The 12,700-nt window shown below is 46.3% G+C and carries 16 protein-coding genes, 1 tRNA gene and 1 pseudogene; 9 read left to right on the top strand and 9 right to left on the bottom strand.

All coding sequences use genetic code 11. The annotated features are described in order from the left end of the window. Positions 1 to 91: 91 nt before the first annotated feature. Positions 92 to 1,678 carry a murein biosynthesis integral membrane protein MurJ gene (gene murJ / locus AB1756_09135; protein ID MEW5807493.1) on the bottom strand — a complete coding sequence of 529 codons (1,587 nt, stop codon included), beginning with the start codon at positions 1,676 to 1,678 and terminating at the stop codon, positions 92 to 94. 157 nt (positions 1,679 to 1,835) lie between these two features. Between murJ and AB1756_09140 the strand changes: the two genes are divergently transcribed. The 6 genes from AB1756_09140 (at position 1,836) to AB1756_09165 (ending at position 6,151) form a co-directional block, all read left to right on the top strand. Continuing rightward, positions 1,836 to 2,234, top strand: coding sequence for a single-stranded DNA-binding protein (locus AB1756_09140; protein MEW5807494.1), 399 nt, complete (start codon positions 1,836 to 1,838; stop codon positions 2,232 to 2,234). 161 nt (positions 2,235 to 2,395) lie between these two features. Further along, on the top strand, positions 2,396 to 3,088 hold the full coding sequence (locus AB1756_09145; protein ID MEW5807495.1) for a hypothetical protein: 693 nt from the start codon (positions 2,396 to 2,398) through the stop codon (positions 3,086 to 3,088). Between the two features lie 137 nt (positions 3,089 to 3,225). Then, complete coding sequence (locus tag AB1756_09150; GenBank protein MEW5807496.1) at positions 3,226 to 3,501, top strand: 4Fe-4S binding protein; 276 nt, start codon at positions 3,226 to 3,228, stop codon at positions 3,499 to 3,501. A 6-nt stretch (positions 3,502 to 3,507) separates the two neighbouring features. Next, positions 3,508 to 4,644 carry a 2-oxoacid:acceptor oxidoreductase subunit alpha gene (locus AB1756_09155; protein ID MEW5807497.1) on the top strand — a complete coding sequence of 379 codons (1,137 nt, stop codon included), beginning with the start codon at positions 3,508 to 3,510 and terminating at the stop codon, positions 4,642 to 4,644. Next, positions 4,641 to 5,552 (top strand): 2-oxoacid:ferredoxin oxidoreductase subunit beta, encoded by a 912-nt coding sequence (locus AB1756_09160; protein ID MEW5807498.1) that lies wholly within the window; start codon positions 4,641 to 4,643, stop codon positions 5,550 to 5,552. The genes AB1756_09155 and AB1756_09160 overlap by 4 nt, the downstream gene beginning before the upstream one ends. A gap of 50 nt (positions 5,553 to 5,602) precedes the next feature. Further along, the gene (locus AB1756_09165) at positions 5,603 to 6,151 is read left to right on the top strand and encodes a 2-oxoacid:acceptor oxidoreductase family protein (GenBank protein MEW5807499.1); all 549 of its coding nucleotides are present in this window, start codon (positions 5,603 to 5,605) and stop codon (positions 6,149 to 6,151) included. Between the two features lie 71 nt (positions 6,152 to 6,222). On the opposite strand, the gene AB1756_09170 is transcribed toward AB1756_09165, so the two are convergent. The 8 genes and pseudogenes from AB1756_09170 to AB1756_09205 all read right to left on the bottom strand — a co-directional run bounded on the left by AB1756_09170 (position 6,223) and on the right by AB1756_09205 (position 9,542). Then, a complete protein-coding gene (locus AB1756_09170; protein MEW5807500.1) occupies positions 6,223 to 6,942 on the bottom strand; it encodes a tetratricopeptide repeat protein in 720 nt (239 codons plus the stop codon). Between the two features lie 20 nt (positions 6,943 to 6,962). After that, positions 6,963 to 7,039, bottom strand: a tRNA-Arg gene (locus AB1756_09175). A gap of 126 nt (positions 7,040 to 7,165) precedes the next feature. Then, positions 7,166 to 7,459, bottom strand: coding sequence for an antitoxin (locus tag AB1756_09180; protein ID MEW5807501.1), 294 nt, complete (start codon positions 7,457 to 7,459; stop codon positions 7,166 to 7,168). Beyond that, positions 7,452 to 7,739, bottom strand: coding sequence for a BrnT family toxin (locus AB1756_09185; protein ID MEW5807502.1), 288 nt, complete (start codon positions 7,737 to 7,739; stop codon positions 7,452 to 7,454). The genes AB1756_09180 and AB1756_09185 overlap by 8 nt, the downstream gene beginning before the upstream one ends. A 174-nt stretch (positions 7,740 to 7,913) precedes the next feature. Continuing rightward, on the bottom strand, positions 7,914 to 8,192 hold the full coding sequence (locus AB1756_09190) for a DUF2283 domain-containing protein (protein MEW5807503.1): 279 nt from the start codon (positions 8,190 to 8,192) through the stop codon (positions 7,914 to 7,916). Beyond that, positions 8,185 to 8,451, bottom strand: a complete 267-nt coding sequence (locus tag AB1756_09195) for a DUF4258 domain-containing protein (GenBank protein ID MEW5807504.1) — start codon at positions 8,449 to 8,451, stop codon at positions 8,185 to 8,187. The genes AB1756_09190 and AB1756_09195 overlap by 8 nt, the downstream gene beginning before the upstream one ends. A gap of 144 nt (positions 8,452 to 8,595) precedes the next feature. Beyond that, positions 8,596 to 8,988 (bottom strand): hypothetical protein, encoded by a 393-nt coding sequence (locus tag AB1756_09200; GenBank protein ID MEW5807505.1) that lies wholly within the window; start codon positions 8,986 to 8,988, stop codon positions 8,596 to 8,598. Between the two features lie 314 nt (positions 8,989 to 9,302). Beyond that, positions 9,303 to 9,542: pseudogene (locus tag AB1756_09205) on the bottom strand (tyrosine-type recombinase/integrase). A gap of 650 nt (positions 9,543 to 10,192) precedes the next feature. Here AB1756_09205 and AB1756_09210 point away from each other — a divergent pair. From AB1756_09210 to AB1756_09220, 3 genes are all read left to right on the top strand, one after another. Further along, a complete protein-coding gene (locus AB1756_09210; GenBank protein ID MEW5807506.1) occupies positions 10,193 to 11,479 on the top strand; it encodes a TrpB-like pyridoxal phosphate-dependent enzyme in 1,287 nt (428 codons plus the stop codon). Positions 11,480 to 11,883: 404 nt separating this feature from the next. Next, positions 11,884 to 12,474 carry a hypothetical protein gene (locus tag AB1756_09215; GenBank protein MEW5807507.1) on the top strand — a complete coding sequence of 197 codons (591 nt, stop codon included), beginning with the start codon at positions 11,884 to 11,886 and terminating at the stop codon, positions 12,472 to 12,474. A 42-nt stretch (positions 12,475 to 12,516) separates the two neighbouring features. After that, on the top strand, positions 12,517 to 12,700 hold a 184-nt coding region (locus tag AB1756_09220; protein ID MEW5807508.1), incomplete at its 3' end, for a hypothetical protein.

Consider the following 12,700-nt stretch of genomic DNA (forward strand, 5'->3'; position numbering starts at 1 on the left):
AATTAAAACATGCCAACCACGATGCTTATATCAGGAGAACAAACATCGCTATTTCCATCACGAGATTGCATGTGCGAACATGTGATCCTGGCTAAATGCGCTTGCGAGAGAAGATCTCGCGGATCTCCTCAACCCTGAAGAAATAGCTCAAGATGAAAGTCATCATAGCTCCTGCTAGCACCACTATCAGGATGTTTGCGGCATTGAGCAAGACGACTCGCGGGTCGAGGAAGCGCGCGATCTCCATGTAGAGGACGTTGCATGCAACTCCCATGAACGTGGAGATCAGGATCATTTTGATGATGAGCGTCCCGATCCCCATGTCCTTGAAGCTTCCAACTTTTGCAATGAGTCTGCGCGCAAGAAACGTCAAATTGATTGTTGCAGCAAGGGAAGTACACAGTGGCATAGCCAGATACGGGCTTACATTAGGCAGCGTAAGGAGCCGGAAGAGATAGATCAAGGCGAGGTTCATGATGATCTTGATGCCGATAACCATGGCGCTGATCTTTACAGGAGTCTTCGTGTCCCCCATGGCATAAAAGGTGGGGACTATGATCTTGACCAGCGAATAGGCAAAGAGTCCCAGGGCGTAGAAGAGAAGCGTGTTGGCCGTTTGAAGCGTGTCCGCTTCAAGGAATTTTCCTCTCTCGTAGAGTATCCTGATGATGGGAGTTCTGAGTGCAATGATGCCGGCCGTCGCTGGCACCGTAAGGACGGCGGCAAGCCTGATCGATTTTGCTATCGTTATCTTAAGGGCATTGATATCTCCTTCTGCCGCATCCTTTGAGACAGCAGACAGGTTGGCAGTGGCGATGGCAACCCCGAAGAGGCCGATAGGAAGCATCATGATCCGGAAAGAATAATTTAGCCAGGAGACCGGTCCATCCCCGAAGTAAGAGGCTATCTGATTGTCGACAAGAATGTTGATCTGCGTTGCGGCAAGCCCGAAGGTCGCCGGAGCCATCAGCGAAACTATCCTCGCGAGACCGGGGTGAGAAAAGTTCCATGAAAATCGGTATCGGTAGTCAATCCGGATCGCCTGTGGAACCTGGATGAAGAGCTGCCCAAGGCCTCCAAGGAATGCGCCTACAGCCATGGAGACGATCGGTTCCTGACCGATGGATGGCATGACCGGAGAGAGAAAGATTCCGCAAAGAATGCAACAGATGTTGAATACAGCGGGAGCGAAGGCGGGAATGAAGAACCTGTTGAAAGTGTTAAGAATCCCCATGAAGATGGCTGCGATCGCTACGAACAGGAGGAACGGTGACATGATTCTCGTCAGCTTGATGGTGAGCTGCATCTTCTCCGGAGTGAAGCCTGAGGCGAGAACGTATACAAAATACCTTGCAAAGACGAAGATGACAAGAGTGAAACCGCTCAGGATAACGAGCAGCAAGTTGATCACGATGTTAGCAAGTTTCATAGCTTCGAGCCTTCCCGCTTCCTTTAGATATCTGGTGAATGTGGGAACGAAGGACGCACTCATTGCTCCTTCTGCGAAGAGATCTCTCAGAAGATTGGGAATGCGGAATGCCACTATGAAGGCGTCGGTCAAAAACCCGGCTCCAAAGTAGGCGGCTAGAACCTGCTCTCTCACAACACCCAGGATCCTGCTGATCAATGTCGCGAGACTCACAAGTCCTGCAGCGGTGCTTATCCTGCTCTTCTTCATGATCAAGTGATTTTCTCAGATTTCCCCGATCCGTTCAACATGTATCGCGAGCAAGTCCATCCTGCCATGCATAAATTTCACTTGACAGGAGTATCCCTTATGATAAATTTATGAACCTCCCGTAGAAACCAGTTTTATCAAATAAGGAGAACCTCGTATGGCTAGCGTAAACAAGGTCATCTTGATCGGAAACCTCGGGAGAGACCCAGAACTTCGTTACACACCGGGCGGCCTCGCCGTGACAACGTTCACCATGGCAACCAATGAGATCTGGACGGACAAGAGCGGCGAAAAGAAGACCAGAACGGAATGGCACAGAGTGGTCGTTTGGGGCAAGCAGGCAGAGGCCTGCAGCGAGTATCTCAGCAAGGGGAAACAGGTCTATGTGGAGGGCTCGATTCAGACTAGGTCGTGGGATGACAAGAACGGAACAAAGAGGTTTGTAACTGAGGTCAGAGCACAGAGGGTCGTAATGCTGGGGAAGGCTGAGGAGAGAGTTCCCGAAGAGGTCTTCGGCGAAGAAACACCCGCTAACGACAGCGAAATTCCCTTCTAAGACATTTGCTTTATGAATGTTATATCTGAGGCGTCCTGTCTCGAATTGCAGGGGGCATACCCGACCCATTTAGAAATTGCGCATCTGCCGTTCGTCCTATATAATTTACATTCAAACTTTTGTTTCAAAGGCTGAACATTCACGAAATGTTTTCGAAATCAATGACACGGGAAATTTTCTTTTTCCTTCTCTTCTACACTTTCCCGCTTTGTGCCCAGACCATCGAGAAGATAATCCTTGTCGAACCCGAAAATGGCAAGATCACGAACAACAAACCGCTTTTTAAGATCCTCGTGGAAGGAGATGATATATCCCCGTCAACCAAATACAGAATCGAACTGAGCCGGGATGACTTTGAGACCGTCGAGCAGACGTTCGAGCAGATCTCCGAAAAGAGAGGGTGGTCCATCCACGAGTACGAGAACGAAAAAGGGGCCATCTATCGCGCTCAGAAGCCCCTTCCCGACGGTGTCTATCAGTGGAGAGCATCCGTTTACGATGGAATCTCTTACATCGATGGAAAACAGACTTCTTCGTTCATAGTTGATTCGATACCTCCAGTGGAAGTAACAGGACTAGATCTCGAGTTCGACCCAACGACTGGATTCACCCATCTGCGTTGGGATTCCGTCTTTCTCGATGCCAACGGGAACAGCGAGCAGGTCGACCATTACAACATCTATAGATATGAAAAGAGAAGTTTCTTCTTCGTCATCAGGGTATTCTATATCGGATCGACGGAAACAACTTCATTCATCGATAAAGATGTCAATAAGAATATTCCTGGAAAGGTGATTTATTATAAAGTCGTTGCGGTGGATAAAGCAGGAAACGAACTGGGTCGAAAGTACTGATCCTTTTTTGCTATAAAAAAATCTGTCCCTCTTTTCCTACACCAATTCTCTGCGGATAGCAGTAATGATGTGTAATTATTCACAATTTATGCTAAAATTTCTGCCCCTTTGGAAAGCTTGAGAAAAGAAGGATTGCTATGAAAAAGGCGAAAAACCTCAATCTTGCATGGATCAACGACGAAGAGAAAAGTCTCGATCTTCTGGACAATATTGAGGTCACGGAGAAGGTCATCATCAACCTTGCCTGGTGCAAGGGGTGCGGGATCTGCGCCGAGTTTTGTCCCAAGAAATCTCTCGGCATGGGAAGAGATGCCAAGGCACATGTCGTGAATCTGGAGAGTTGCAATAGCTGTGGATTATGCTATCTCAGATGCCCGGATTTTGCCATAAAGGTTCCGGGCTATAAAGGATAAACGTCGATGAAAAACAGAAATCTGGTTTTCATTCAGGGAAATGAAGCCTGTGCAGAGGGGGCTCTGCTTGCAGGCGTCCGATTCTTTGCAGGGTATCCTATCACTCCCTCAACGGAAATTGCAGAAGAAATGGCAAAAAAGCTTCCTGCTTTTGGTGGTCGTTTCATCCAGATGGAAGATGAGATCGCGAGCGTTGCCGCCATCTGCGGTGCATCAGAAGCAGGCGTGAAGTCGATGACCGCAACGTCTGGACCGGGATTTTCCCTGATGCAAGAGAACATCGGTTACGCTTACTTCACAGAGATTCCAATCGTAATTGTGAACGTGCAGCGCGGTGGCCCTTCGACAGGCCTCCCCACGAAAGTGTCGCAATCAGATACAATGCAGGCCCGCTGGGGCACCCATGGCGATTATACCGCCATAGCTGTTGCGCCAAACTCCGTCAGAGATTCGCTCTATCAAACGATCCGGGCGGTCAACCTTGCTGAAAAGTACAGAACCCCGGTCATAGTCTTACTCGACGAAGTGCTCGGACACATGAGAGAGAAGATCGAGATCCCGGATGAGAGCGAAGTCGAGATCATCAACAGGACGAGGCCAACGGTTTCACGGGATGATTTCATTCCTTATGGCAATAATGAAACCGGGGTCAACCCCTTCCCCATTTTCGGAAGCGGTTACAGAACCCATGTTACAGGTCTTACGCATGACATTCATGGATTTCCCACCTCCAACCCTCCTGAAGTGGCGGCCCTCCTTAGCAGACTCAGAAGAAAGATCGATTCCGATGCGAAGAGCATGATGGAGTTTGAAGAGGAGATGCTGGACGATGCGGAGATCGCTTTTGTTGCATATGGCATCGTGGCAAGAGCCGCCCGACAAGCCGTCCTCATCGGAAGAAAGCAGGGAAAAAAGCTGGGGCTTCTCACACTCAAGACCATATGGCCCTTTCCCGATGAGAAGGTCTCCAAGCTTCTAACTCATGTTGATTCTATCATCGTGCCTGAACTGAACATGGGGCAGATCATCCTTGAAGTGGAAAGGATTAATAGGAATGGGAAACAGATCCTGGGAGTTAATAAATTCGACGGAGAGATTCTCTCGCCCATAGAGATTCTTGCAAAGGCAGAGGAGATCAGATGAAAGAGATACAGGAATCGGATCATACAAACATCATCTATCAATACCTGAGGGATGATGCCAAGTGGCCGCATGTCTGGTGCTCGGGTTGTGGGAATGGGATGATCACGTCATCGCTTCTCCGCGCGATCCATCAGATGGGCTGGAAAAAGGATGAAGTTGTTATAGTTTCCGGAATCGGTTGCTCGAGTCGGCTGCCCACCTATGTTGATTTCAACACGCTGCATACGACACATGGTAGGGCCATCGCCTTCGCAACGGGTGTTAAGCTCGGCAATCCCGACCTCAACCTCATCGTCGTGACCGGTGATGGCGACGGACTGGCCATAGGAGGAAATCACTTCATCCATGCTTGCCGCCGGAACGTCAACCTGACGGTGATCCTCGTGAACAACTACATCTATGGGATGACTGGAGGACAGTACTCCCCAACCACTCCGAAGGGTAAGTTCGCCACGACGGCCCCTTACGGCAACCTGGAACCGCCATTTGACCCTTCGGAGCTTGCGAAAGCTGCAGGCGCGACCTTTGTTGGAAGGACAACCGTCTACCATGCCGTGCAGATGGACAAGCTCATCCTTCAAGCCCTTCAGAAGAAAGGGTTTTCCTTCGTTGAGATCCTTGCTGATTGCCCCACGCTTTACGGTCGATTGAACAGGCAGGGAACCCCAGTAGATATGATCAACATTTTCAAGGAAATGGCCATTCCTATCGCACAGGCTTCGAAGCTCGCTCCGGAGAAACTGCAGGGGCGCATCACTACAGGAGTCCTATGGAACATCGTGAGACCGGAATTCTGCGAAGAATATGATAAGATCATCCAGATAGCCAGAGAAAAGAAAGCGAAGATGGATAAGGTAGAAGAGGAATATCTTAGCAAGAAAAGGACCGAAGAGGTCGAAGAACTTTAGAATAACAGGATGTTCGATCCGGCTGAACGAAAAAAATCGAGGATTCAGGAATGAGCACAGAAAAGAAAGACAGATACGAAATAAGGCTATCTGGCTCTGGCGGCCAGGGTCTTATTCTGGCGGGGGTCATTCTGGGCGAAGCAGCCGGGATCCACGATGGGAAGAATGTTGTCCAGACTCAAAGTTACGGTCCCGAAGCCAGAGGTGGCGCAAGTCGCTCCGATGTCATCATCTCGGATTATGAGATATATTACCCTAAGACTATGAAGCTTGACCTTCTCCTTGCCCTCACCAAGGAGGCCTATGATAAGTACAGGGGGGACCTGAAGGATAACGGCCTGCTGATCGTAGATTCATGGGATTTCAAAGAAGCACCTGAAAATGCGGTTTTCCTTCCGATGGTGAGAGAGGCAAGAGAAACGCTCAAGAAGCCGATGGTGGGCAACATCATTGCGCTCGGCGTGATCGCCGAGCTGAGCGGGATCGTATCGAAGGAAGCCCTCACTAAGACAGTCTTGGAAAGGGTTCCGAAAGGAACTGAAGAGATAAATTGCCAAGCTTTAGAACTCGGCTACAGTCTCGCTCGCCAATTTAAATGACCCTTATTCTTTGCTAACACTCATGCTCATCGCGAGCAAGGCTAATAGGCATGCTTGCGAAATTAGAAAGCTTAACTTTGCAGCTTGTTTGCTGCTTCTTGGTAGCTGCTTGTTCCAGGGAATTCCATTGCTATCCTTCTATAGATCTCCTTAGCTTCCAATACCTTTCCCTGGAATTCCATGCTCTTTGCGAGGTTCAGAAGAGCATCGGCTTTCGGATAAAGCGTTTGATTGTCTTCTGTAAGCTCTTTCCATATCCTTGCAGAGGTTTCGAAGTCCTTTTTCAAGAAGTAAGATCTGGCCAGGGAGGATTTCGCAAGATCAATTAGGAGAAGGCCTGTCTCCTTTTTGATGAATTTCTCCAATCGAGAAATCGCTTCATCATAGTTCCCGAGGTTCATATGGCACAGACCGCTGTAATACAGGGCTATCGATGCCGATTTGCTCCTACCATAGCTGTTGACCACTGTATCGAAACTTTTCAGGGCTTCCCTGTTCTTCTCTTCTTCCGTAGGGAATCTCAGGGCAGATGCCGGAAGTTTAGCATCGGGTCCAGGATTTACAGGAGCGTGAAGCTTCTGCAGACCCTTATTGAAAATCTCCGATGCTCTTTCATCTCTGTATCCAGAATAGAAGACGATGAGATATGCCAGGATCGCGATAATGGCAACGATCCCGGCTCCGTAGGCAATGGGTTTCCAGTTCCCCTCAACGTACATGCTGGCCCTCGTGACCGCAGAGACAAACTCATCCTTCTTCATCTGCTTTCTTGTGATTCTATGTTTTCCCATGAATCTTACCTCAATAAGAATGGTGGGCCTGAGAGGACTTGAACCCCCGACACGGAGATTAGGAATCTCCTGCTCTGTCCACCTGAGCTACAGGCCCGTATCTTTTGTAACGCTTTAATTTACTATAGGTTGGCTCATCTTGTCAAATGGAGTGAAAACTTCGGATACTCACCATCCGAACGGCACGATGCTTGCCTCGCAAGCGGCATGACGCCGAAGACCATCAGCTTAAGCGAGTAGTTATGCTTCCTTTTTCAATTAAACGACCAGAAACATACTTATGAAGAAGGCTTGAAATCAACGTTTGGTAAGGAACACCCTCTTCCAATGCTCGTTTTTGAATTGCAAGCAAATCCTTGTTCGATATCCTAATATTTATTCTCCGATCCTTCTTGAAAGTCTCTTTTGCATACTTCTGAAAGCGCTCCATCTCTCTTTTAAAACGAGGGACAGACTTCCATTCTCCTCGTTCAACCGATTCAAGAATTCTTTTCTCTTCTGGATCTAACTTAGCCATTGCTTTTCACCCCTCCTAAATATTTCTTTGTAGCCTTGCGACTTGGAATAATTGTCTTCAAAATTACCTTGTTCTCCATTTCAAGATATGGTACCGAATAGACATACCCTTCTACATCGATGACAAATACTTGCTGCCCTTTATATTTCTCCTGGTTCGGATGCTTCAAGATGTCTAATATATCTCCTTGTTCGATATGAAAGACAACCTCTTCAAAAGAGATTCCCCGTTCTTCTTTTAATCTTTCATTTTTCTCGTTATCCCATTCAAAATATTTCACGATTCAAAATATGTCACAATGTGTGCCTATTGTCAATTAGTCTTTGATTGTGTAGCGTAAGCATAACGCACCGCTAAGCTGCGGCGAAGCGGCGCGGCTGTTGCCACGCAAGAGCCGTGACACCCCAGGTGGCAGCTTGAGCAGATAGTTAGAAAGTTCATTTATACTGCAAGTTCAAGCAGCAAGCAAAGGCGCCAGATCTCCCTTCTTGATCAAAGGGAGTCCAAGTTCGCGAAGGATTCGATTTAGCGCAGTGGCTGTAACTTTCGTAGGTGATGTTATCTCAATTCCAATAAGTTGACCGCTTCTGCTGTAATCCAATATCATCCCTGGTTCGATGCGTTGACTCCTATAACTTTTCTGTCCAGGACGCCGAGGGAGATAGTAATATGCAGCCACAGGACGACCGTGCCTAAATGTTACTTCGAGGTATGATTCATTCATCCTAATCATTCTCCAATGGATAAGCTGTTATGACAACTAACAATTTCATTTCGTAATCGGGCTCTACAATAACTTGCCAGCGTTTACGACGGTGACGAGTATGAATCACCCAGCGCCCTTCAACAATATCTTTCTGAAAGCCTGAAGCCCGTTCCAGCATGTGGCGAAGTTCTACCTCAGTAAACCTTCGATCGAGCATTCGTTTAAGAAGGTGTGGGCTAAATTCAAGTTCCCATTTCCACCAGTCTGGCCATTTTATTCTTAGCAGATCAGATTACCTCACCACCAAAATATAACATGCATTCCAATATTGAACATATCTTTCTAACGGTGGCGCTCAGCGGCCGGCGCCTGGCGCGGTGCTTGCACCGCAAGCAGCGTGACAGGCTGGCTGGCCCGCTGGAGCGCCTGGTTAAACGTCATGTTTAGTTTTCTGGCAAATATAAGCATAAAGAAGCAAGGTACAAACAATTAAAATTATCGGAAATAAAAAAGCATAGAGAAAATTCAGGTTATTGATCCAAAGTATAAGCTTAAAGCCAACTATAGCATAAGCAACTGATAAAGCACTCCCAATAAGGAAAATATTCAGGAATTCACGGCCTGTAACTTCTGGAGGTTCCTTGTCATCAGGATAACCATGACTCCAGCGCTTCCAATTCCCAACTGTTTTCAGCGCTAGCCAGATGCCAATAAAGGCCGATTGACCCATTTGAAGAGATGCTACATATAAAACGCGTTCAACTAGACCTGTGATACTCGCATGCCAAGCTCGGGGACGCAAAGTACTTTTTCCTGTCTGCATGCGGTTGATATCTTTCCAGAGTCTTGCAGAAACTAAGCAAATAAATGGATGAGCTATAACTGTCGCGAAAAAGTACCCTATAAATATCGCAATAACGTTTTCCAGATTAGTTTCCCTCTCTCGTAAAGGACGTTTAACTAGTGCTTATATAGTTTCTTTGGAACTAAGCTTTGTACTACATCCCAACCATATAGTACGCCCGTCTATGATTTCTTCATCTTCGTATATCCTTCTAATACACCTTCATCCAACCCTTCCTGGATATCCTTATGCGTGTTATATTGTTTCTATATAATTCCCCGCCCTTGAAATCCTCACAAACTGTCCATCGGGCTGCGAACGCCCTTCCCTCCACGATTCAGCACATGGGTGTAAATCATCGTCGTCTTGACGTCCTTGTGTCCCAAAAGCTCCTGTATCGTTCGGATGTCATAGCCGTCCTCGAGGAGATGCGTGGCAAAGGAGTAGCGGAAGGTATGGCATGAGGCTCTCTTGGAAAGCCCTACCTTCCGAACCGCCTGATGAACGGCTTTTTGAAGAATCGACTCATTGACAGGATCTATCTTGTCGGTCGGATTCTCGATGGGACCGATGTAGGATTGGGAAGGTTGAACAGAAACGGCTTTCATCCGGTGCACAGAGCCTCCAACGATAAGTGGCAAAGAATCAAAACGAGTTTCTTATACTATACGAGAAAAATCTTGTCAACATGCGAGTCGATCCAAGGGCAGGCGACATAAAAGGAGGTAAAAGAACATAACTGATATTCATATCCATTTATCAATTTTTCTTTAAATGCAAAGTTTGCAAATTCATTTTGCATTTTTTGTGCACCTTTAGCACTAGAAATAGCATTTCACGCAATAAATACTACAGGCCCAACCTTTCATTGAGCTTTTAATTTATAATATGAATGATTACCCTGTAAAATCTTCTTAAGATAATTCTGGTAATAATTCTTAATTTTTGAAATATAGAAGTTGCTTTTATCATGGAGTTGAGAATGAAGACTCAGTATAAAGCCTCATGATATTTTAATCTTGTTTGAAAATTTCTTTTCAAATATACTATTCACTCATTAAAAGCTTATCATGTACTCCAGACGAATAATAGGAAGAAAGAAGTGCCTATGAAATGAAATCCTGTTGAGTATTTAAATGTTTAGTGCGAAGGGATGAGCTTGAAAAATTGCAAGGAGGACAGAATGAAAAATCAGATTAATTTTTTGCCGGAAGAGATGCCGAAGAAGTGGTACAACATTCTGCCAGATCTGGCAACAAACTTGGAGCCTCTTCCTCCACCTGAGGGTGAGCAAATAAAGAATCTACCCGATCTCATGATTGGTCCTTGCCTGGAACAAGAGTTTTCTGATAAGAGGTGGATTGATATTCCGGAGGATTTGCTTGAAATCTATGCTAAAGCGGGAAGGCCGCGGCCTTTGTTTCGAGCTATTAACCTGGAGAAGAAGCTTCAAACGCCAGCAAAACTTTTTTATAAAGGGGAGTTTTTCAGTCCAACGGGGAGTCACAAGGTCAATACGGCATTAGCGCAAGCGTATTATGCCAAGAAGCAGGGCATTAAAAGGTTAACGACAGAAACAGGAGCTGGTCAGTGGGGAACAGCCCTCTCCTATGCTTGCGCTGTCATAGGATTGGAATGCACTGTATTCTGGGTGAGAGCAGTTCATGACTGGAAAAAGGAAAGAAGGTCTCTTATGAAAATGATGGGTGCCGAGGTACATGCTTCTCCCAGTGATAAAACAAAGGCGGGCAAGATACTTTATGAAGAAAATCATCAGCACCCTGGTTCCTTGGCCATTGCCATTTCTGAAGGCTTGGAAGAAGCTCAAAAAGGCTCGGATGTGGCTTATAGCTTAGGGTCTGTTCTCAATCATGTGCTTATGCATCAGAGTATAATCGGCTTGGAAACGCAGAAGCAATTTAAAAAAATTGGAATCTATCCCCATATCATGGTTTCTTGCCTGGGAGGTGGGAGCAATTTCGGTGGTTTTGTACTGCCCTTTGTTGGTGATGTTCTGACCGAGGGGAAGAAGATTCAGTTTATCGCGGCTCAGAGTCAATCCTCCCCTAATTTAACAGGGGAATATAAATATGACTTTGCCGATTATGCGGAAATCACGCCAAAACTTAAAATGTATACCTTGGGTCATCGAACAGAATTTAAGCCCATCAAAGGCGATGGATTACGATACCATGGTGCTTCTCCCATTATTAGTTTGTTGAGGCATCATGGATATATTGATACCGTTGCCTATCCCATTGATGAGAAGTATGTCTTTTCTAGGGCGATGGAATTTATGCAAACGGAAGGCTGGCTTCCAGCTCCTGAATCCGCTTATAGCATTGCCTGCGCCATCGATGAAGCATTGAAGTGCAAGGATTCGGGTGAAGAAAAAGTCATTGCCTTTAATGTGAGCGGACATGGATTTTTAGATATCAATGGATATAGAGAAGTATTGGAACTGAAATAAAGTCATCACAATTTCATCCCGAATTGTTTGAAGTTTTTCCATCCCCGAGAAGATTGCCAGGATTGTTTCTGGTTGAAGAGCCGTGAAAATATCTGTCATAATGAAAGAAATAGCCACGGAGTTTATTTGGGAAGGAAGCGGGCTTTTCGTTCCCAGCGGAACGATGGCCAATCTGGTTTGCACACTAATATCTTCTTGGCCGCCTTCGTGAGATCCTCTGCAAACCCGAGAGGGATTCTGTGCTCTTCCATGAGAATATGGATGGCGTGTCCCATTGTCCGTGAGGAGAGCAAATGTATAGGTTGCTTTTCTCTTGGAATTTTATTATTCTCACATTCACGAAAGGAAGAAAAAAGGATGCTCTTCACGATCGATGAGCTTCCTTAATTTCCTGAGGAGGCAGCATGGCAGATAAAGATAAGAAAGTGGCAAGAAGAAGATATTTCCTTCTCAATTCATCACAACCAGAGATTTTCAGCAGAATACTCATTCTCTTCATGCTGGCAGTCCTGATCACGGCGTGGGCCTTTTACCTGATGGCAAATCGGGAGATCGAGAATGAATGGTATAAGGCCCACTCAACGCTGAAGTACGTGTCACAGATGTTCCTTCCCTGGCTCATCATGGCCAACATCGCGGGTATTGCTATCGTTGCCACCTTCCTCATTTTTTTAACGCATAAGATCGCAGGGGCGAGCTACCGTATCAAGAAGGATCTGGAAGTGATAAAAAAGGGAAATCTCTCCAAGAAGATAAAACTGAGGAAGAAGGACCAACTCCATGATGTTGCGGAAGCAGTGAATCACGCTTTCGAGGAAATCAGAGAAAGAATGGAGAAGGTAGCTGCCTCGGTTATCGACATGGAGATGAAGATCAATTCTACCCTCTACTATCTTGGTGATGGGAACGACAGGGAGCGGGCACGAGAGGAAGCGGCCAAACTAATTTCTGATATCAGACATGTTAAGGATTATCTGGAGTCCATCGCTCCATGATCTCTGATGCTACATGGAAATCGCACATGAATTAATCACATCATGAACGGATCATCAAAAGATATTCAGAAGATATTTTCTCCGTTGCTTCTTGCCATTTTCTTCTCGCTGCTCCTCTATCTGGCTTCTCTCATACTCGGCTTCGATAAGACGGACCCCGGTAGACCTTGCGGCGATTGTCATGGTTCTATAGATCCAAATGCTCCCCCGGTTCATCTAAGTGACA

The sequence above is a fragment of the Acidobacteriota bacterium genome, from assembly GCA_040752675.1.
GTDB lineage: Bacteria > Acidobacteriota > Polarisedimenticolia > JBFMGF01 > JBFMGF01 > JBFMGF01.